The sequence below is a fragment of the Alphaproteobacteria bacterium US3C007 genome, assembly GCA_034423775.1.
GTDB classification, from domain to species: domain Bacteria; phylum Pseudomonadota; class Alphaproteobacteria; order Rhodobacterales; family Rhodobacteraceae; genus Thalassovivens; species Thalassovivens spotae.
In genome coordinates this window covers 3,366,266-3,386,544 of the sequence record CP139918.1, presented here as the reverse complement: position 1 = coordinate 3,386,544, position 20,279 = coordinate 3,366,266, and the positions used below count along the sequence as shown (strand labels likewise).

The window sequence follows — 20,279 nt, the reverse complement described above, 5'->3', positions numbered from 1 at the left end:
AAAATGAAATTTCATATTGCCATAAATTTAGAACGAAGCGAACCCTCTGTGGATATGAAAGAGGTGCGTGATCACACGCTTGAAATGGTGCAAATGGCAGATGAGGCCGGTTTTGAGATTGCTTGGGCTGCCGAACACCATGCGTTGGAAATGACGATTGCGCCAAACCCGTTTCATATGATGACCTGGTGGGCAGATCACACCAAAAATATCCGCCTTGGATGCGGTGTGGCCAATGCCTCTTATTGGCATCCGATCAAACTGGCAGGCGAAGCGGCTTTGGTGGATCTGTTGAGCGATGGGCGGATGGATCTGGGGCTGGGATCGGGGGCTTATCAACGCGAATTTGATAGGCTACGCCCTGGTTTAAGCCAAAAAGACGGGTGGAAATATCTGCAAGAAATGTTGCCTTTAATTCCGAAGCTTTGGGCCGGTGATGTGGAACATAATGGAGAGTTTTGGCAATTTCCAACCGCCACATCTTGCCCGAAACCTATACAAGACAGCGTGCCCATCTGGGTGGCTGCGCGCTCTCCAACAACCTTTGATCATGCGGTAGACAACAATTGCAATATTATGAGTTGGCCTTTGACAATGCCGTTTTCCGAGGCGGAAAAATACCGCGACCTGCTTGAAGATAGTAAAGCCCGTTTGAACCCTGAATATTCAGGTAAATTTGCCATGATGCGCCACGCTGTTCTTTATGAAACGGAAAGTGATCGGCAAGCGGCGCTAGATGCTGTGCGGCAGGTTTTGGCCCGCTTTGGCAATTTAATGATGCAAGCAGGTGATGTTGTGAACGGATATCCCGATATGGTTCCGCTGGAAACATTAGAGGGCAATGCCCGCGTCGACCCCGCGATGCTGGAAGAAAACTTAATGTTCGGATCTCCAGAGATTGTTGTAGAAAAACTTAAGCAGTATCAATCTATTGGCGTTGATGCATTTATTTATTACGCCTCTCTGGGGCTGGATATGGAACGTCAGAAACGATCGCTGCGTTTGTTTATTGACCAGGTACTGCCCGCATTTGCTGAAGTAAAGGAATTTGCCCATGCCGATTGAAATCCGCCGAACGCTGCTTTGGAAACAAAAAACCTTTATCGAGGGGTGGAAAAGCGTGGACACCCCCACCCAATTGATGGCGTCTATGGCCATTATAAAAAACCCTTGGTTTGGCCGTGGGCATGTTGAAAATATGCGCCCTGAAATCCAAGCGCATGGGCCGGTTATTGGCAAATTATTGACAGAAATGCTGCTCGATGAAACGGGCGATTTGCTTGAGGGCTGCGGCAAGGCAAGCGTGGTGGGCATGGGCGGAGAAATTGAACATGCCCAAGCGATGACGCATACGCTCCATTTTGGAAATCAGTTTCGCGAAGCGATTGGTGCCAAAAGCTATCTGGCCTTTTCAAATACGCGCGGCGCGGCGAATTGCGCAATAACAATTCCTTTGATGGATAAGCATGATGCAGGCCGTAGATCGCATTATCAAACAATCCAAACCAGCGTGGTTGACGCACCGGCTGATGATGAGATTCTTATTGCCTTGGGGGCCTCGATCGGCGGGCATCCCAACCACCGCATTGGCGATAGATATCAAGATTTAAAGGATCTGGGCCGCGATTTAGATAATCCGGCAGGCGTTTAAATGGCAAGAACCAAAGATGGCACCGCCTATGAGATAACAGGTCCTCAGGGCGCAGCTTGGGTTGTGCTCATCCATGGGCTGGGTTTAACGCATGCCAGCACGTGGGGTGGCATTGCGCCAACCTTGGCGCAGGAGTTTCAAATTCTGAGCTATGATCTTTTAGGCCATGGTGAAACGGATCTGCCCTCAGGGCGCGTTGACCTAAAACGTTTGGGGCAACAAGTGGTCGATTTGATGGATGAGCTGTCTATTGATCGCGCCGCGTTGGTTGGGTTTTCACTTGGTGGGATGATCAATCGGCGCGTGGCGATTGATCATCCAAGCCGCGTCTCTGCGCTGGGAATATTAAACGCACCACATGAGCGGGGGGAAAAGCAGCAGCGTTTGGTGGAAGAGCGGGCCCGCGCCAGTTCAGCAGAGGGACCATCTGCCAATATCGATACAACGCTTGCCCGATGGTTTACGCCGGATTTTCGCGTCCATTCTTCACAGCAGGTGGCCGCTCTACGCGATATTGTGGTGGCGAATGATCCAAGAAATTATGCCATCCATCGCCAGATTTTAGCCGAGGGTGTAACCGAACTGATCCGCCCAACGCCTGCCTTAAAGCAGCCCAGTCTTATCATGACCTGCCAGAATGACAGCGGCTCAACGCCTGCAATGAGCCAGGCGATTGCGCAGGAAATCATGGACTCTGAGCTGAGTATTCTGCCCAAATTGCAGCATTTGGGCTTGCTAGAAGATCCAAACGCTTTTGCAGGTCCGCTTCTGGCCTTTTTGCGAAGCAAACTGCCCGAGGGCTAGAAAGGAATTGTCTTGGTGCTTTTTATTCTCCAGGGTTGGCATCAAAGTTAGACTTCTTTGGCGTTATCAGGTTTTTTTGATCATTAAAAAGCGCATTTTCTGGCATAGAATGGCACGATTTGATACGCATATTCTGTATATAGATCGACTATATCGCTGTATTTTTTTCTGCAGGTGGCCGCAGTTATAAAGGGGCGTTTGCATCGAAAAAGGACGGCAAGCTGATCTTCAACCAATAAAAACCGTTGTGCCGCTGTCGGGACGGCTTAAACCGTGCTATCCACCCGTTCGGCCGTCGCGTATGGCGATATGACGCCTCGGCGCGGTTATCGAGCCCTTTGTGATGAGGATGGTCTATGCCCTCTTTAAGCTCTTTGAAAGCCTCTTTTGACGCTTTTGGCCCTCTTCGGTTTGCGGCGATTAAATCCCTCAAAGCAATTTGAGCAATCCGCAGATGTAGCCGCTGGGCAGACGATCCTGCGGCGCGCGGTTTCTTCAAAGCCACATAAGGATTGAAGGTGCGGTTTTGGCGATATGGTGGAGGTTTAAACCCAGCCTAGAAGGCTGGATCACGGTTTATTTCGCGGTATAGCCGCCATCGACCATCAGAACCTGTCCCGTCACATAGGCAGAGGCCTGTGAGCATAGAAACAAAAGGGGGCCGTCTATGTCTGACACATCTCCATTACGGCCGATGCAGGTTTGGGCGGCATTGCGGGCAGAGCGCTCGGCATCCGCAAAAACCGGCCCTGTTAGCTCGGTTGGGAAGAACCCGGGCCCAATCGCATTGGTGTTAATCCCAAAGCCCGACCAAGCTTCTGCCATCGCGCGCGTCAATTGTGCAATGCCAGCTTTCGACGCGCCGTAGCTGACTCCGCCGGGAAAGGCGCGCGTGGTTTGAAGCGATGCGAAATTTACGATCCGGCCCCAGCCTTTGGCTTTCATACCCGACACAAGCGCCTGACTTAGAAAAAACGGTGCTGCAAGATTGAGGTTGAGCGTTATGTCCCAGCCTTCATCGGTTACGTTATCAGCGGTTTCGCGGGTGTTTATTCCGGCTGCATGAACCACTATGTCGGGCGCGCCGAACGGGGCGGCGATTTGAGCGGCGATCTCTTTTATCTGGCTGCGCTCAGACAGGTCGGCAGACAGGGTAGCGGCTTCTGGCCCGATACGCTCGGCCCAATCCGAAAGCGCTTCTGCGCGCCGCGCCACGCCAATGACCTGCGCACCAGCCGCGGCCAAAGCCGAGGCTGCCTGTTGCCCCAGGCCAGAACTGGCCCCAGTGACGCAAGCAACGCGCCCCGACAGATCAAAAAGCGTGTTTGGATCAGCCATTCGCGCTCAGATCAAAGTTTTCCCCGGGAAAATATTTGGCAAGCCGCACGTCAGCGGCGCGAGCGTGACCCTCCATGCCTTCCAACCGAGAAATCCGCGCGGTGGCTTGCGCAACCCGTTTCGAGCCCTCGCGCGTGGCCTGCTGCCAGGTGACGATTTTCATATATTTATGCACTGATAATCCACCAGTATACGCGGCTGCGCCCGATGTGGGCAGCACATGATTGGTGCCCGATGCTTTATCGCCATAAGAGACGGTTGTTTCTTCGCCCAAGAACAAAGATCCATAGCAGCTTAAGCGGCCGCGCCACCAATCCAGATCCTCGGCCTGTACAGTCAAATGCTCGGGGGCGTATTCATCCGATGTGGCGGCCATTTCTTCGCGGTCTGCGCACACGATGACCTCTGCGTAATCGCGCCATGCGGCAAGCGCATTATCCCGGTTCAAGTCTGGAAGATCATTGATCAGCTTTGGAATTCGATTCATTACGTCTTCGGCCAAGTCTTTGCTATCAGTCACCAGCCAGACGGGGGAATTATAGCCGTGTTCGGCTTGGCTGACCAAATCGGTCGCAACGATATGCGGGTCGGCGGATTTATCTGCCAGAACCAAACTATCGGTCGGCCCTGCGATCATATCAATGCCAACGCGGCCAAACAGAATGCGTTTTGCCTCGGCTACGAATTGATTGCCCGGCCCAACCAAAATATTGGCTTTGGGCAATCCAAACAACCCGAATGTCATTGCAGCAATGCCTTGAACGCCCCCTAATGCCATAATCGTATCGGCCCCGCAGATATGGGCGGCGTAAATAATCGCAGGCGCGACGCCAACGCCCGGCCGGGGAGGGGAGGTGGCCATAATATGATTGCAGCCCGCCACTTTCGCCGTTGTCACCGTCATAATTGCACTGGCAATATGGCTGTAACGGCCTCCGGGCACGTAACAACCCGCCGCGTCAACCGGAATGGCTTTTTGACCCGCAATCAATCCTGGAACAACCTCATGTTCAACATCGCTTACCGTGGCTTTTTGCGCCTCTGCAAACCGGCGCACATTTTCATGGGCGAATTGAATGTCTTCTTTCAGCTTTTGTGGCACCAATTCGCAAGCGGCGGCAATTTCTTCTTGCGTCAGAATAACATTGCCATCGTATTTATCGAATTTTTGCGCGTATTCGATCGCTTTCGCATCGCCGCCTTCTTCAATATCGTTCAATATCCCTCGAACAATATCATGGACATTTGATGCATCGGATTGTGCGGTAAGCGTTGCTTTTTTCAGGTAGTTTCGTGCCATAGTTATTTTGCCTTATTTATAGATATCTGGAAGCATTGTTGTTGAAATCGCAGGTACAAAAGCGATTAAAAGAACCACAACAAGCATGAAAAATACGAATGGGACTGCGCGCCAAGCGATCCGCAGGATTGACTCTCCGGTAATCCCGGAAACAACGAACAAGTTTAACCCCAAGGGCGGTGTGATGAACCCGACACCCAAGGCGGTAATCATCATGATACAGAACTGAATTTCGTTCATGCCGACATTATCGGCCAAAGGCTTCAAAATTGGCGCAAGGATCACAATGTTGGGGGTTGTTTCCATCACACATCCCGCAGCGATCAAAATGCCGATCATCATCAAAATTAATAGGGTAGGATCATCGGTAAGGGTGGTGACAGAATGAACAAACCCTTGTGGCACGCCCATGATCGCCAAAGCCTGCGCGAGGGGCAATGAAAAAGCGATAATCGGAAGAATAATTCCGTTCACTTTTGCAGAGCTGACCAGCATATTGGGAAAGTCAGATAATTTAAGCGTGCCCAAAACAAAGCCAATAATGATCGTTACGATCACGGCGGTTGCGCCCGCTTCTGTGGGCGTCAATCTTCCCGAAAAGATGCCATAAAAGATAATGCCGGGCACGATAAAGGCATACCATCCAGAGGCAAGCGCCCTGATAAGGTTTCCGAAATATTCTGCCGCCGACATATTGCCACCGCCTTCATATCCGTAAATTCTGTTGACAACGAGATTGGTGATCAGGATGGCCGTTAAGATCAGCAATCCGGGGATCAGCGCAGCTAAAAATAAGGTTGAGGCGGATATACCCAGCACCAGACCAATAATAATATAGGCAATGGAGGGTGGAATTAAGATCCCTGTGCAAGCCCCTGCGGCAACGAGAGCGCAGGCATAGGGACGCGGATAACCACTCTCGACCAACCGATCGATGGTCATCCGCCCCACGGCGGCGGCGCCGGCGGCGTCCGAGCCTGAAATCGCCGCAAACATGCCGCAAACAAGAACGGTTGCTGACCCAAATCCGCCCTTGGCAAATTGCGTAACGGCTTCGGCCACGTTCAGAAATTTACGAGATAGGCCGGTTCTCACCAAAACATCGCCGGTTAGAATGAACAGCGGCACCGCGGTTAGAGCAAAAGCATCGATGCCATCAAACAGGCTTTCGCCAACCAATGCCAAAGGTAAATCGCCCGACATGAGCAGCATGGTGATCGCAGCAACCCCGATGGACGCCCAGACCGGCACGGCCAGCGCAGCAAGGACCACGAAGATAATCACCGGTAGGTAAAAATCCCACCCCAGCTCAACGGCTTGATTAAGTGTATTGAAAAGCATCGCCCTATTCCTCAGTCAAACAGCTTATCGCCTTCGTAAACGGGTGACCCGTCGCGAAGGCTGCGCAGATCGCGCAGGAGAGATTGCGTTAATCGCAGAATTACCAGAAAAAACCCAATTGGCACTGCCATCAGGAACCAAACCATCGACACCCGAAGGCCATGGCTTACAGAGCCAAATTTCCATGAGACATGGACGGTTTCCCAGGACCAGTATAACGCGATCAAAGCAACCGCAAACATGACAAGATCACCGAAGATGTAGAGCAGGGTTTTCACCGAAGGGCTCAAATAATGCATCACCACATCAATTCTGATATGCGCGCGGTCTTTCACGGCCGCGGCCGCACCGATCCAGGCAAGATAGATAAAAGAATACCGCACAATTTCTTCGCCCCAAATCGATGAATAGGCAAAGATTTCGCGGCGAAACACTTCAACGGCCATGGTCATAACGAGCATGACGTAAAAGGCTAAAAGTGCCCATTTTTCGGCGTCTTTATTGAGCCTTTGAAGTAACAACATAACAAACCTCTCTCGTAGCGTCGCTCTGGCTGGCAAGGCGCGTTGATAAATACAAAATTATTTTGAGAGTAAAAATGGTGGGCGTTTTTGCACGCCCACCAAAGACACTTATGCGTCGTGTACGTAGTAGCGGCCTTGCGTGCCGGCTGCTTCTTCTAGCTTGGCAAATGTATCCATTGATCCAGCCAGCTCAACTTTGAAGCTATCCCATGCTGCATTCTGATAGCCGCCAACAGATTGCCACTCAGCCAGTTGATCCTCGCTTAATGAGTGGAACTGAACGCCCGATTTGCGCAGCTCAGCCATGGCGTAATTGCGCGCTGAAGGTACTTTTGACAGGTTCTGATGACGGGTGATTTCCGCCGCTTCCATAATGCCGTCTTGAACATCTGCCGGCATAGAGTTGAACCATTCGAGGTTACAAGAATACACCTGCGAATCTGGAACCGCCTGCGTGAAAGTTACATGGCTCAAAATGTCTTTGAAGCCAAATACATACAGCGCGCCAACGGATGGGTCGAGCGCGTCTGCAACGCCTTGTTTGATCGCTGAGGGCGTTTCACCCCAGGCTACAGGTGTTGGGTTTGCACCGACCATGCGGTAATATTGCTGCAACATTGCGGAGCCTGGTACGCGGAATTTTACGCCAGACAAATCACCCGGTGTCATCACAGCGCCTGCACCACCTTTGCGAACCGCAACTACACGCGGGTCGATATTGACATAGAACAATGCTTTGAAACCTGCCGCTTCGACATTCGGGTTTACCGCTTTTGCCCAAGTGTCAGAATGTACCAGGTTTGTGAAGCGCTGGTTTGAACCACAAAGATACGGCATGTTGATCAAGTCAACAGTTGACGCGAAAGGGGCAAAGTTTGACAAAGAATGCTGCGCAGCTTGGATGGTCCCTGATTGTACCTTCTGTGCCAACGCGCCACCTGCGCCCAACTGTCCGCCGGGGGCCAATTTAACATAGACTTTGCCGCTTGTTGCGTTTTGGATGTTTTCTTTAAGGTCCAATTGCATGATTGGGTAGCTGCGCGTCGCGCCCAGCACATAGGCTGTTGCGATTGTCATCACGTGATCCGCGGCTTTTTCGCGATCTCTTTCTTCGCTGGCCGTCTGAGCTGCAGCCTCAGTTGACCAAAGCGTTCCCGCTGCGCCTGCAACCATTGCGGCTGTGAAGCTGCCTGAGCCCGCTAGCTTCAGGAAATTTCGGCGAGTTGCCGATTTCAGGTTTTTGTTCTCGTTACTCAATTTCATGTACTCCCTAAGTGATATGTACCGCGGCTACTTTTTAGCCTCAGCTTCTTTCGTCAGAATCGTGATGACAAACAGGATGGCGACGCCACTTAACATGAGCATTTCGCCGACATCGCCAATAAACGAAGCGTTATAGAATGACCCAAGGGCCACATTTAAAGTGAAAATCACGAATAAGATGATCGCTCCGATAAGCGGCATTTAACCTATCCTCCCAGATGTTAAGCCGATTCTCGTACAATGTAAGCGTTTACATTACTAAAATGCAAGCCTTTACATCGAATATTTTAATTTCTTTAATAATGCCATATAGTTGCAGTTCTGATCAAAGTGGGTTGACCTTGAATGCGCATTAAAAATGGCACTCCAACGCTTCATGATGTTGCTTTTGCGGCCAATGTGTCGACGGCAACCGTCTCGCGATGTCTAAATTTTCCCGATAAAGTGTCGGCTGCAACGCGCCAAAAAGTGTCTGCCGCGATCAGCGAGTTGGGTTATTTGCCAAACTTTGGTGCCAAAGTCATGGCCACTAATCGCACCAATACGATCGGCGCGATTATTCCCACGATGGAAAACGCAATTTTCGCGCGTGGCCTCCAAGCCTTTCAAGAAGAGTTATTGTTGCACGGTTTCACGCTTTTGGTTGCCAGTACGTCATACCGGCCTGAAATAGAACAAGAGCAAATCAGAGCGCTGGTAGCCCGCGGGGCGGATGCGTTGCTTTTGATTGGGCATGAGCGTGATCCCGAAATCTATCGATTTCTAGAAAACCAAGGAGTCGCGGCGTTGACCGCTTGGGCTTATAACAGCCAAGCTGAACGACCCTCTGTGGGGTTTGATAACCGTGCTGCGATGCGTGAGATGGCGGTCAAAGTGATAGAGATGGGCCATCGAAAACTGGCGCTGATTTCTGCGCAAAGAGCAACCAATGACCGTGCACAAGCCCGTCATTCTGGTATTTTGGATGCGATGGCGGAAAACGGATTGGATCCAAATGATCTTTATTTGCTTGAAACCACCTATGGTATCGAGGAGGGCGCGCAAGCTTTCAAGCAGGTTATGGCTGCAAATACGGGGGCAACCGCTGTGTTTTGCGGTAATGATGTTTTGGCCGTGGGGGCGTTGAGAAGCGCGCGCGAGCTAAACCTAAACGTTCCCAAGGATGTATCTATCATTGGGTTTGACGATATCGAATTGGCGCAAGTTGCCTATCCGGCGCTGACCACAGTGCATGTTCCGCATCGTGAAATGGGAGTATTCGCGGCGAAAGCGCTGGCGAATTTAATCAAAGAGGGAACTGCTCTGAAATCCATACCGTTAAAGACCAAACTTGTGTTCCGAGATACGCTTGCCGCTGTGGCGCCCTAAAGCTGGTTCAGGGGGAAACAGCCAGTACGCTGTGGATAGTCCGTGGGCTTAGAAATCGGTGTTGGGATATTCCTTAAATGATTTGGGGTTTAAGATGTGGTTTCCGCTCAAACTGTGCCAGCTTTACGTGAATATTTCGGGAAATTATTTTGCCTCTCCTACTCTGCACCAGCGTCTTACGGTAGATTTGGCGATCTGTGGACCCGTCGGTACAATTGATTGTCTTCACGTTCTAAAATTCAAGTTTGCAGGAAAGGGTTCTCACAGGGCGCTGCTTACATTGAGTGATGCTTTTGGCGGCCGCGCTTTGCAGTTTTAATAGGCGCTCAAACTTTTGCGACTAAACGACTTGTGGTTAAAGAATACTTCGGATGCCTAGTGCCTTTGGTATGGGCCGACGCATTTAGCGCGGTTTTGTATGATCGATAAAACAACTTGTAAATCGGCCCCGACAACCCCTAGTTTTAACAGACTAAATTGGAGGTCTTTTTTCTTGGCGCAGCACTCAGTTCGTTTGGGCGTAGATATTGGCGGAACTTTTACAGATGTGGTGCTGGAGGTTGGCACCGCAGTTTTTTCCGCCAAGGTTTTAACCACCTACACAGCACCTGAAGAGGCAATTATCGCAGGCCTTCAGCAAGTTTGTGACAAAGCCGGCGTTGCGCCTTTCCAAATTGAGCAGGTCATTCACGGCACGACGTTGGCAACAAATGCGTTGATTGAGCGGCGGGGCGCGAAAACGGCTTTGATTACGAGCGAAGGGTTTCGAGACGTGATTGAAATGCGCACGGAATCGCGGTTTGAGCAATATGATTTAAATCTGATCTTGCCCGAGCCGCTTTTGCCGCGCCAAAGGCGCTACACGGTTCCGGGTCGGATGGATGCCAATGGGGCTGAAATTATGGCTCTCAGCCGCGCCGATATAGAACCGGTTATCGCTCAAATTGCGGCGGCAGGGTATGAAAGCGTTGCGGTGGGATTGATCCATTCTTATTTGAACGATCGCCATGAAAAAATGGTGGCTGAGCTGTTATCAGAGCGGTTGCCGCATGTGATGGTTTCACTGTCCTGTGAAGTGTCTCCACAGATGCGCGAATATGAGCGGTTCAACACTGTGGTTGCGAATGCCTATATCAAACCTTTGATGAAATCATATTTAGATCGCTTAAGGAATCGGTTGCGGTCTGAAATGGTGGAATGTGACGTTTTTCTTATGCATTCTGGGGGCGGTATTATCTCGCTTGAAAGCGCTGCTGAATTTCCTGTGCGTCTGGTGGAATCGGGCCCTGCAGGGGGCGCGGTTTTTGCGGCCCATATCGCGGCGCGCCATGGGTTAAAAAATGTTATATCTTTCGATATGGGGGGCACCACCGCCAAAATTTGTTTGATCAAAGACCAAACGCCCAAAACCAGCCGTGTTTTTGAAGTTGCGAGAAGCTACCGATTTAAAAAAGGCTCGGGCATGCCGATTTCGATACCGGTCATTGATATGGTTGAAATCGGTGCTGGGGGGGGATCGCTCGCGCATGTTGATGCGCTGCGTCAAATCCGGGTTGGGCCGCAAAGCGCCGGCTCTGAGCCGGGGCCGGCCTGTTTTGGCAAAGGGGGAGAAAAGCCGGCCGTTACCGATGCGGACCTGCTTTTGGGCAAATTGGATCCAGAACGCTTTGCTGGCGGATCTTTACCTCTTGATGGCGCAGAGGCGCAAAAGGTACTGGGTAGGGTTTTGGGGGCACCTTTAAATATGCCCGCGATCACTGCGGCGTTTGGGTTGGCCGAAGTGGTTGATGAAAATATGGCGAATGCGGCGCGGGTACACGCGGTGGAAACTGGCGAAGATCTCTCTGGTTATACGATGATCGCATTTGGCGGGGCTGCACCCTTGCACGCGGGCCGTCTGTGCGAAAAGCTTGGCATTCGTCGGACCTTGGTGCCGCCGGGTGCAGGGGTTGGCTCGGCAATTGGGTTTTTACGCGCGCCGTTCAGCTTTGAAGCAACGCGCTCTGTTTATATGAAGCTTACGCAGTTTGATCCGCAAAGAGTCAAAACGCTGTTGCATAACTTGCAAATGGAGGCGGTTGGATTTGTCGCCCGCTGCACCTCTAACAGCCCGATCGTTTTGGAGTTTAAAGCCTATATGCGCTACGCAGGCCAAGGTTGGGAAATTCCGATTGGTTTAGATGCAGATTGCGCTAAGACGCCTGACGCAGCCGTTTTTGAGAGCCGCTTTACTGATCAATATGCTAAATTATTCGGGCGCCCAGTCGCGGGGCTGGATATTGAAGTGACGGTTTGGTCGGTGAATGCCGCCACAACGCCTGATGCGGTGGCGCGGGTACCGGAAAGTGCCGCGCGCGTGCACGCGTTAGCCCCTGCAAACCGCACTCTTTTTGAACCTGCGGTGGAAGCGTTTGTGGAGGCGGCGGAAATACCGCGCGATCACTTGCGCTGCGAAGATGTGATTGCGGGGCCCGCCGCAATAACCGAGGATGAAACAACGATTATTGTGCCCTCAAGCCGCGTTGCCACATGCTTGGCAGATGGTTGTATCGATCTGCGTTTAAAAGGAGCAAGCGATGCTTAATTCTGATGTGGCCTATCAAATTATGTGGAACCGTTTGATTTCGGTCGTTGAAGAGCAAGCGCAAGCGCTTATACGCACCGCTTTTTCAACCTCTGTGCGCGAAGCGGGGGATTTGTCGGCCGGGGTCTATGATCAGCAAGGGCGTATGCTTGCCCAAGCGGTGACGGGCACGCCGGGGCATGTCAATGCAATGGCAGATGCTGTGGCGCATTTTATACGGCGTATCGGGCCGGATAATATTTTTGAAGGCGATATTTACATCACCAATGACCCATGGGAGGGCACGGGCCATCTGCATGATATAACCATGGTATCGCCTTCCTTTTTTAACGGAAATTTGGTGGGTTTTTTCGCCTGTACAGCCCATGTGGTTGATATTGGTGGGCGTGGCTTTGGCGCAGACGCCTCCAGCGTTTACGAAGAAGGCCTCTATCTGCCGATACTGAAATTTGCTGAGCGACGCGTTGTTGATCAAACGTTGATACGTATTATTCGTGGAAATGTACGGCAACCGGATCAGTTGATTGGTGATATCTATGCTTTGGCAAGCTGTAATGAGATTGGGCATCGCCGCTTGATCGATATGATGCAGGAATTTGATCTTGCGGATCTGACGGCTATCGCACAATTTATCCTTGATCACTCGCGCCGCGCAACGCTTGAGGCCATTGCGGCGCTACCGCGTCAAACGGCGCAGGGGGCCCTAACGATCGATGGCTTTGATACGCCGATAACGATCCAAGCCAAAATTACCATTCACGAAGATCGCATTGTCACCGATTTTGCGGGGAGCTCGCCGGTCGATAAAAAAGGCATCAATTGCCCCCTCGTTTATACAAAAGCCTATGCTTGTTATGCGCTGAAAGTCGCGATTGCGCCCGAGATTCCGAATAATGCAGCATCGCTTGCGCCGTTTGAAGTGCGGGCAACTGAAAACTCGATCGTGCATGCCGCGCATCCAGCGCCCGTAGCCTTGCGCCATATTATTGGTCATTTTGTGCCCGATGCTGTGTTTAATGCCTTCGACCAGATTGTGCCGGGCGTGGTGCCAGCTGAAGGGGCAGGGTGTTTGTGCAATTTTCAGATGTCATTACGCGCGCGCAGCGATCAAGACGCTGAATTCGGCAGGGCGCGGTTTGAGGTTCTGACGTTCAATTCGGGTGGCTCGGGCGCGAGGCCCGATCATGACGGATTAAATGCCACGGCCTTTCCCTCTGGTGTGATGACGATGCCCGTTGAAGCCACAGAACACGCGGGTCCGGTGATCATTTGGCGTAAAGAGCTGCGACCCGATTCCGGCGGAGCAGGTAAACACCGCGGTGGTTTGGGGCAATATATGGAGGTGGGCGCGCGCGATGGGTATGAGTTTGACCTTCAGGCCATGCTGGACCGGGTAAACCACCCTGCATTGGGCAGACGGGGGGCTGCAGCGGGTGCAAAAACCAGCATTGCTCAGGATGACGGTGCTGTGATGAAGGGAAAAGGCAAGCAATTTGTGGCCCATGACCGGCGCGTATTGATGGCATTTCCGGGCGGTGGTGGCTATGGCGACCCGAAAGACCGCCCGAGTGCTTTGGTAAAAAGGGATCTTGCGCGTGGCTATATTTCAGCGGCAAGCGCAGAAACGCTTTACGGGTTGAGCAAGGCGGACATCGCCGTTGTTAAAGCCTTGGTGCAGGAAGGCAAAGAGCCATGAGCGCGCTGCAGCCTCCCGAAAACGCAACCTATGATATTGTGATCGTGGGCGGGGCTATTATGGGCGCTTCCGCGGCCTGGTTCTTGTCGGATGATGCCGATTTTAATGGTTCGGTTTTGGTGGTCGAAAAAGATACAAGCTATGAGTTTTCGTCTACGATGAAGAGCAACTCCTGCATTCGTCAGCAATTTTCAAGCCCGCTAAACGTGCGTATTTCCCAATTCAGTGCAGATTTTATTCAAAACCTGCCCAGCTATATGAAGGGCAATCCGCGCGCTCCAAAGTTAAAGATCAACAGTTTTGGCTATCTATATTTGGCGAATAACCTTTCGGGCGCTGCTGTTTTGCGCGAAAATCAAGCTGTTCAAATTGCGTGCGGTGCGGCAACGCAGCTTATGACGCCCACGCAGATCAAAGCAGCTTATCCCTTTTACAACGTTGATGATATTGTTCTGGGGTCGATCAATCTTATCGATGAAGGCTATTGGGATGGTGTTGCGGTGTTTGATTGCTGGCGCAAATCGGCGGCCGATCGGGGCGTTGAATTTGTTCAAAACGAAGTGGTCGGGATGAGCAAAAACGCAGCAGGCACGCGCGTAGAGAGCGTAACGATGAAAACCGGTGAGGTGATATCATGCGGGCAAGTGTTGAATGCATCTGGGCCCCGCGCGATTGAAACCGCAAAAATGGCGGGGGCGCAGATTCCCGTGGAACCGCGCAAAAGATATAGTTGGATATTTTCCGCGCAAAAACCTTTGGATAAACCGCTACCGCTGACAATCGACCCCTCCGGGGTTCATATGCGCGACAATGGCGGGGGAACCTATCTATGTGGTGGACGTTCATTTAACGATCAAGCGGTGGAATATGATGATTTTGAGATGGATCATTCGCTTTGGGAGGCCGATATTTGGCCAATAATAGCGGCGCGCATTCCCCAGTTTGAGGCGATAAAAATTCAATCAGAATGGGCCGGGCATTACGCGTATAATTGCTTTGATCAAAATGCGATCATAGGGCCGCATAATGATGTGGAAAATTTCTTTTTCATAAATGGGTTTTCTGGTCACGGGTTGCAGCAATCTCCGGCGATGGGACGAGCAATTGCTGAAATTATGGTGCATGGTGCCTATCAAACGCTTGATTTGACTGCTTTTGGGTTTGACCGATTTGCCGCGAACCGCCCAATTTTGGAAAAAGCTATAATCTGATAAACCCGCTGTAAAGCGGGGTGCCAGGTTTGCCTGCCAAGTTTGCATTTTGCATTTTTAGGGAGGTTTGTTTCCTTGGCTTCTTTTGCTGTAATTGATTGTGAAAGCGGTGCGTGCCGATTACTGTTTCAAAAAACCAATCTGAATTGAAATAAAGGACGACTTAAATGAAAAAGCTAGTTTTAACGGGGGCTGCAGGTCGCCTTGGATCTTACCTGCGCGAGCCATTGTCAAAAATGTGCGATGAATTGGTATCAACTGATTTGGTGGACGATATTGGCAATCTCTACCCTGGCGAAACCTATGCAAAAGGGGATTTGGCTAGCTTAGATGATATGATGCGTATCCTGCAGGGCGCCGATATGGTGATCCATATGGGGGCATTCGTCGATGAGGGGCCCTTTGAAAAATTATTGGGCCCTAATTTTATCGGGGCTTATAATATTTGGGAGGCAGCCTATCAAAACGGGCTAAAAAGGGTGGTTTATGCCAGCTCTATTCATGCGGTCGGAATGCACCCTATTACGGAAACTCTCGATGCTGATAGCCGGCATCGCCCTGATACGTTTTATGGCTTGGCAAAGTGTTTCGCAGAAGATCTAGGCTCGATGTATTGGGATAAGCGGGGGCTTGAAAGCGTGCATATGCGCATTTTATCTTGTGCTCAGGTCACCAGCGCGCGCGCGCTTGGAACTTGGTTATCTTATGATGATCTGATTCAACTGACCAAGCGCTGCATCGATACACCTGTCACAGGTTTTACCGTTGTTTACGGTGTTTCAAACAATGACCGTGCCGCGGTTGATAATAGCAAAGCGTCCTTTATCGGCTTTCGTCCGAAAGATAATGCAGAGCAATTTGCTGAAAAGATATTGGCTGAAACCGATGTCTTGGACAGTCAAGATCCGGGTCATATGTGCCATGGTGGTCCTTTTGCTAAGGTTGATCTTGGCGAAAGCGGTTTGGCCACGATGACGATTATTGACGATAAGAAGGTTATTTAAGCGGCTGTCGAGCTGCCACTTTTTCTGTGGTCTCGATTGATAATGTAACACAGTTTTTAGGCGGCGTTGAGCATCTGTTCTGTCTTAACTATTTTAGACAAAAGCCCTGCTGCCAAATAGAGGCTGTAAGGGGCATTCAAGTGATCAATTTCGACGCCGTTTTAACGGCGTCGTCCTTCATTTCTTTTTGGTTTTAGCCTCTCGCCACATCGTGTAGAGACCGGCAGCAACCACTAAGCCAGCGCCCGTCAATGCCAAATGCGTTGGCCATTCGCCATAGATGAAAAAGCCGAAAAAGAGCGCCCATAAGAGGCCCGTATAGCGAAAGGGTGCGACAAAGGATAACTCGCCCACCCGAGCCGCTAAAACGCTAAAAAAATATGCGGCGCAAATGAGTAGAGAGCAAGCAACCAAATACCATGCCTGCACCTCTTCTACCGGCACCCATTCTATATAAAGCATTGATATTGAGGCATAGATAAACACGCTGAGCGCAGCAAAAAAGGTAATCATGAGGCTGGGAATATGGGCGCTCATAGAGCGGGTGACGAGTTCTCGTAAGGTGATAAACAAAACCGCGATCAACGCGTAGTAGGAATAATTACTAAACCCCTCAGCGCCAGGGCGGACAATCATCAGCATACCCAAAAACCCGATACCGATGGCAATCATGCGCCGCCACCCCAGCAATTCGTTTAAAAACAGCGCAGCGCCAAGGGCAACCGTGAGGGGCAGCAATTGTAAAATAGCGGTGGCATTCGCGATTGGCATATTGATCAGGGCATTTAAGAAAAAATAAGTTGCGCAAACGTCTGCGGCGCAGCGCAAAGCGATTAAGCCCCAGTCTTTTCGGGCGTATCTTATCGTCCAAGCTTGATAGAATTGGCACAATCCAGCAATCATCAAAAGCGCCACAGCACCGCGTAGCATTAGAACTTGTGACAGCGGTAGCTGGGCCCCGAGCAGTTTGACGAACAGATCATTGGTGGTGAAAGCCGCCATGCTCAACACCATCAACATGGCCCCTCGTAGATTCTCTGTTTTTCTCTCGGGCATAGTGCATTCCTATGAAGCAAACTGCTGCTCTAAATCTGTAGGATTAGTTTGTGCAATAGGCGAGCCTTAACTACACGCACAGGGTTTTTAAAATATGGCTGCAAATTGAATTTTTACGTTAATATGCTTATCAAATCTGCAGGCAAGACCGGTATCTGTTTGTTCTGGCAAAGATAAGGCGCCCATGATCATCAGCGCAGGCGCATCTTGCGCGAGCGGTGTTTTAGGCCAGATAAGGCTTGATCCTTAATCTGATAGGCGCTCAGCGCGTGGGCAATGTGCTGCGGGATGGGAACGCCATGCGGGCACGGCTTCTGTTGCACGTGCATTTCGATCAATTCACACAGCGCCACGGTTTTTTGTGCGCAGATCATTTCGGCATAGAGATGAAACAATTTATCCGTTTGGGAAATGAGGTGGATGTTTACTGCAAGCGCATCCGCGTATTTCACCTCTTTCAAAAAATATTTATGTTCTTCGACCAAATAGATCGTGCAGCCTGTTGCGTCACGATAGGCGTGATCAAAACCCACTTCATCTTGTAGTGCATCTACCCCATGGCTAAACACCAGACCGTAATACGCATCTTGCATATGCCCGTTATAGTCGATCCAATCTGAGTGAACGTTTGTATGATACGTAAAAGCCATCTGAACCTTCTGCCTTTTCTGTATCTAGATCATCATTTTGGGCGCGTTTGAACCTATTTTATGATGGGATGGTGTTGCCTAAAAGTCAGGGGCAAGGCGGTTGGCGCCGCTCTGCGTTAAAAAGGCCGCGCCTGCGCATAAATATCGCGGATCAATATTTACAGGGCATGTGCTGGCATCTGATCGTTTTGGTCTGCGCGCTTGGGGCTGCTTGCCGTGCCGGGGCTGTGCGCTCAGGGCTTTGGACTTGAAAGAATTGTAAAAATGGCTTTGGGTATACGCAGAAATTACGCGTAGTTGCTGCCGTTAATGAATGGCCAAACAAGGCGCGGTTTAAAAACTGGCATAGGGCGATATATGCAGCAAGCTGATGATTATATAAAAGAAGTTGAGGCGCTTGCCGATTTATTGAGCAGTCAGCCGGATGATGTTTTCGAATTGAAAACCTTGTTTAAATCTTGGACGGTCAATGACGTGATCGGACATCTTCATATGTTTGATCTCGCCGCGCTCGCCGCATTGGAAGGTGACGCGGCCTTTGACGCTTTTTTTGCTCCAATTCAAGCAAATTTGAGTCAAGGTTTAACGTTGTTGCAATGTCAATATCCGTTTCTAGGAGCGTTAAGCGGGATTGAGTTATTTCAAAAATGGCACGCCACGGCGCAGGTGGTCAGCGTGGCCTATCGCTCAGCAGACCCCAAGCAAAGGGTGAAATGGGCTGGGCCAGAAATGAGCGCACTATCCTGCATAACGGCGCGGCAAATGGAAACTTGGGCGCATGGACAGGCGGTTTTTGATGTGTTGGGCAGGCCCCGTCAAGCGCATGATCGGATTCGCAATATCTGCCATTTAGGCGCGGTAACGTTTGCGTGGACATTTCAAAACAGGGGGTTGCTGGTGCCAGACGAGGCCCCATATGTGTGCCTGACTGCGCCATCAGGAGCGGTTTGGACGTGGAATTCTCCAAGCGAAACCCAATATGTGAAGGGCAAGGCCGTGGACTTCGCGCAAGTCGTAACGCAAGTGCGCAACGTCAAGGATACAGATTTGCAGTTTGTCGGCGCTAACGCGATAACTTGGATGGAACTTGCCCAATGTTTTGCGGGCAAGCCAGAAACGCCACCTGCCAAGAATACGCGTTTTACGCGCAGGCTCTGACCACCATTCACGTCGCATGTATATCTATCAAGATACGCAAAGCTACATGAAAATTATCAATTTAAAATATTTATGCGTGTCGTGAAGCTCCGCGTCATGGTTTCATGATCGCGCATTTTTAAATTTTTTAGGTCCTATCATGCGCCACAGCCATCGGACATCTGTAGTTATAAGGTTGATTTTTTGGCTCAAATAAAAAAATGGAGTTTTGTGATAAAATATTGTTGTTTTGGAATTTTTGTCGACATAAGCTGATCCAATTAAACAAATACGGGAGGCTTGAATGACTATAAAAACAAAACTGTCAGCGCTTACGGTGGCAACAACGTTCCTTTTCGGAGCTGCGGTAAGCCAAGCAATGGCGGAAGATTGCCACAGAGGCACTTTGGATGCCGCTTATTGTGATAGAAATATGGATCAGGTGGCGGATTTGCCCCTAGATGAAAAAGACTGGGTTGATCCTAAAACCATTATTTTCACCTATACGCCGGTGGAAGATCCGGCGGTCTATGCCAATATCTGGACGCCATTTATTGAGCATCTTGAAGCTTATACGGATAGAAAAGTTGTATTCTTCCCCGTGGAGTCAAACGCGGCACAATTAGAGGCCATGCGTTCGGGTCGTTTGCATGTCGCCGGCTTCAATACCGGCTCTAACCCGATTGCGGTCAGCTGTGCAGGCTTTGTACCATTCGCGATGCACGCGAAAGACGATGGGTCTTACGGGTATGAGATGGAGATTATTGTGCATGCGGATAGCGAAATTCAATCGCCATCCGAAATTAAGGGTCGCACAATGGCTTTTACATCGCCAACCTCCAACTCGGGCTTCAAAGCACCTTCCGCGATCTTGAAGGGTGAATTTGATTTAATTGCCGATCGGGATTTTACACCGACATATTCGGGTAAGCATGATAACTCGATCTTGGGTGTGTATAATGGCGATTATGAAATAGCTGCGGTTGCGAACTCTGTGTTGCAACGTATGGTGCGTCGAGGCGTTATCGAAGCAGATAAAATCAGAACGGTTTATCAATCACCAACTTTTCCAACAACGGGATATGGGCATGCGCATAATTTGCACCCAGAGTTGGTTGGTAAAATCAAATCAGCATTTTTCACTTTCGATTTCGATTCAGATCCAGTTTACAAAAAAGAGTTTGCGAAAGCCGACCGTTTTGTCGGTATTCGGCATAAAAATGACTGGGCTGTTATTCGCCAAATCGATGCAGCGAATGGCGTAAGCTACGACTGTAAATAAATATTGAGCCGAGCCAGGTTAAGCTACAACCTGGCTCGCTTTTTTTGACTGATAAAGACTGAGAGATAGA

Annotated in this window: 18 protein-coding genes; 10 read left to right on the top strand and 8 right to left on the bottom strand. The window is 50.4% G+C overall.

Features of this window, described 5'->3' with window-relative positions; genetic code table 11:
• The first annotated feature begins 3 nt into the window (after window positions 1-3).
• Genes UM181_16185 through UM181_16175 form a run of 3 tightly spaced genes read left to right on the top strand, consistent with a single transcriptional unit; the run spans window position 4 to window position 2,455 of the window.
• On the top strand, window positions 4-1,065 hold the full coding sequence (locus tag UM181_16185) for an LLM class flavin-dependent oxidoreductase (GenBank protein ID WQC62830.1): 1,062 nt from the start codon (window positions 4-6) through the stop codon (window positions 1,063-1,065).
• On the top strand, window positions 1,055-1,651 hold the full coding sequence (locus tag UM181_16180) for an amino acid synthesis family protein (protein ID WQC62829.1): 597 nt from the start codon (window positions 1,055-1,057) through the stop codon (window positions 1,649-1,651). The genes UM181_16185 and UM181_16180 overlap by 11 nt, the downstream gene beginning before the upstream one ends.
• On the top strand, window positions 1,652-2,455 hold the full coding sequence (locus UM181_16175; protein ID WQC62828.1) for an alpha/beta fold hydrolase: 804 nt from the start codon (window positions 1,652-1,654) through the stop codon (window positions 2,453-2,455).
• A gap of 576 nt (window positions 2,456-3,031) precedes the next feature.
• On the opposite strand, the gene UM181_16170 is transcribed toward UM181_16175, so the two are convergent.
• The 6 genes from UM181_16170 to UM181_16145 all read right to left on the bottom strand — a co-directional run bounded on the left by UM181_16170 (window position 3,032) and on the right by UM181_16145 (window position 8,422).
• A complete protein-coding gene (locus UM181_16170; protein ID WQC62827.1) occupies window positions 3,032-3,793 on the bottom strand; it encodes an SDR family oxidoreductase in 762 nt (253 codons plus the stop codon).
• Window positions 3,786-5,093, bottom strand: coding sequence for a histidinol dehydrogenase (gene hisD, locus UM181_16165; GenBank protein ID WQC62826.1), 1,308 nt, complete (start codon window positions 5,091-5,093; stop codon window positions 3,786-3,788). The genes UM181_16170 and hisD overlap by 8 nt, the downstream gene beginning before the upstream one ends.
• A 12-nt stretch (window positions 5,094-5,105) precedes the next feature.
• A complete protein-coding gene (locus UM181_16160) occupies window positions 5,106-6,434 on the bottom strand; it encodes a TRAP transporter large permease (protein WQC62825.1) in 1,329 nt (442 codons plus the stop codon).
• A gap of 11 nt (window positions 6,435-6,445) precedes the next feature.
• On the bottom strand, window positions 6,446-6,958 hold the full coding sequence (locus tag UM181_16155; GenBank protein ID WQC62824.1) for a TRAP transporter small permease: 513 nt from the start codon (window positions 6,956-6,958) through the stop codon (window positions 6,446-6,448).
• Window positions 6,959-7,066: 108 nt separating this feature from the next.
• The gene (locus tag UM181_16150) at window positions 7,067-8,221 is read right to left on the bottom strand and encodes a TRAP transporter substrate-binding protein (GenBank protein WQC62823.1); all 1,155 of its coding nucleotides are present in this window, start codon (window positions 8,219-8,221) and stop codon (window positions 7,067-7,069) included.
• A 27-nt stretch (window positions 8,222-8,248) separates the two neighbouring features.
• Window positions 8,249-8,422 carry a hypothetical protein gene (locus UM181_16145; protein ID WQC62822.1) on the bottom strand — a complete coding sequence of 58 codons (174 nt, stop codon included), beginning with the start codon at window positions 8,420-8,422 and terminating at the stop codon, window positions 8,249-8,251.
• A gap of 144 nt (window positions 8,423-8,566) precedes the next feature.
• Here UM181_16145 and UM181_16140 point away from each other — a divergent pair, with 144 nt between their 5' ends.
• The 5 genes from UM181_16140 (at window position 8,567) to UM181_16120 (ending at window position 16,084) form a co-directional block, all read left to right on the top strand.
• Window positions 8,567-9,589 (top strand): LacI family DNA-binding transcriptional regulator, encoded by a 1,023-nt coding sequence (locus UM181_16140; protein WQC62821.1) that lies wholly within the window; start codon window positions 8,567-8,569, stop codon window positions 9,587-9,589.
• A gap of 493 nt (window positions 9,590-10,082) precedes the next feature.
• Window positions 10,083-12,173 carry a hydantoinase/oxoprolinase family protein gene (locus tag UM181_16135; GenBank protein WQC62820.1) on the top strand — a complete coding sequence of 697 codons (2,091 nt, stop codon included), beginning with the start codon at window positions 10,083-10,085 and terminating at the stop codon, window positions 12,171-12,173.
• Window positions 12,166-13,869, top strand: a complete 1,704-nt coding sequence (locus UM181_16130; protein WQC62819.1) for a hydantoinase B/oxoprolinase family protein — start codon at window positions 12,166-12,168, stop codon at window positions 13,867-13,869. The genes UM181_16135 and UM181_16130 overlap by 8 nt, the downstream gene beginning before the upstream one ends.
• Window positions 13,866-15,080: an FAD-binding oxidoreductase gene (locus UM181_16125; GenBank protein ID WQC62818.1), complete on the top strand. Its 1,215-nt coding sequence runs from the start codon at window positions 13,866-13,868 to the stop codon at window positions 15,078-15,080. The genes UM181_16130 and UM181_16125 overlap by 4 nt, the downstream gene beginning before the upstream one ends.
• Before the next feature lie 167 nt (window positions 15,081-15,247).
• A complete protein-coding gene (locus UM181_16120) occupies window positions 15,248-16,084 on the top strand; it encodes an NAD(P)-dependent oxidoreductase (GenBank protein WQC62817.1) in 837 nt (278 codons plus the stop codon).
• 177 nt (window positions 16,085-16,261) lie between these two features.
• Here UM181_16120 and UM181_16115 read toward each other — a convergent pair whose 3' ends face one another.
• Together UM181_16115 and UM181_16110 are read right to left on the bottom strand one after the other, a co-directional pair.
• Entirely contained in the window at window positions 16,262-17,140 is an 879-nt protein-coding gene (locus UM181_16115) for a DMT family transporter (protein WQC62816.1), read from the bottom strand.
• A 191-nt stretch (window positions 17,141-17,331) separates the two neighbouring features.
• Window positions 17,332-17,790 (bottom strand): thioesterase family protein, encoded by a 459-nt coding sequence (locus UM181_16110; protein ID WQC62815.1) that lies wholly within the window; start codon window positions 17,788-17,790, stop codon window positions 17,332-17,334.
• Window positions 17,791-18,147: 357 nt separating this feature from the next.
• On the opposite strand from UM181_16110, the gene UM181_16105 reads away from it, so the two are divergent.
• Window positions 18,148-18,948, top strand: a complete 801-nt coding sequence (locus UM181_16105; GenBank protein ID WQC62814.1) for a TIGR03084 family metal-binding protein — start codon at window positions 18,148-18,150, stop codon at window positions 18,946-18,948.
• A gap of 283 nt (window positions 18,949-19,231) precedes the next feature.
• Window positions 19,232-20,209, top strand: a complete 978-nt coding sequence (phnD, locus tag UM181_16100; protein WQC62813.1) for a phosphate/phosphite/phosphonate ABC transporter substrate-binding protein — start codon at window positions 19,232-19,234, stop codon at window positions 20,207-20,209.
• The last annotated feature ends 70 nt before the right edge of the window (window positions 20,210-20,279 follow it).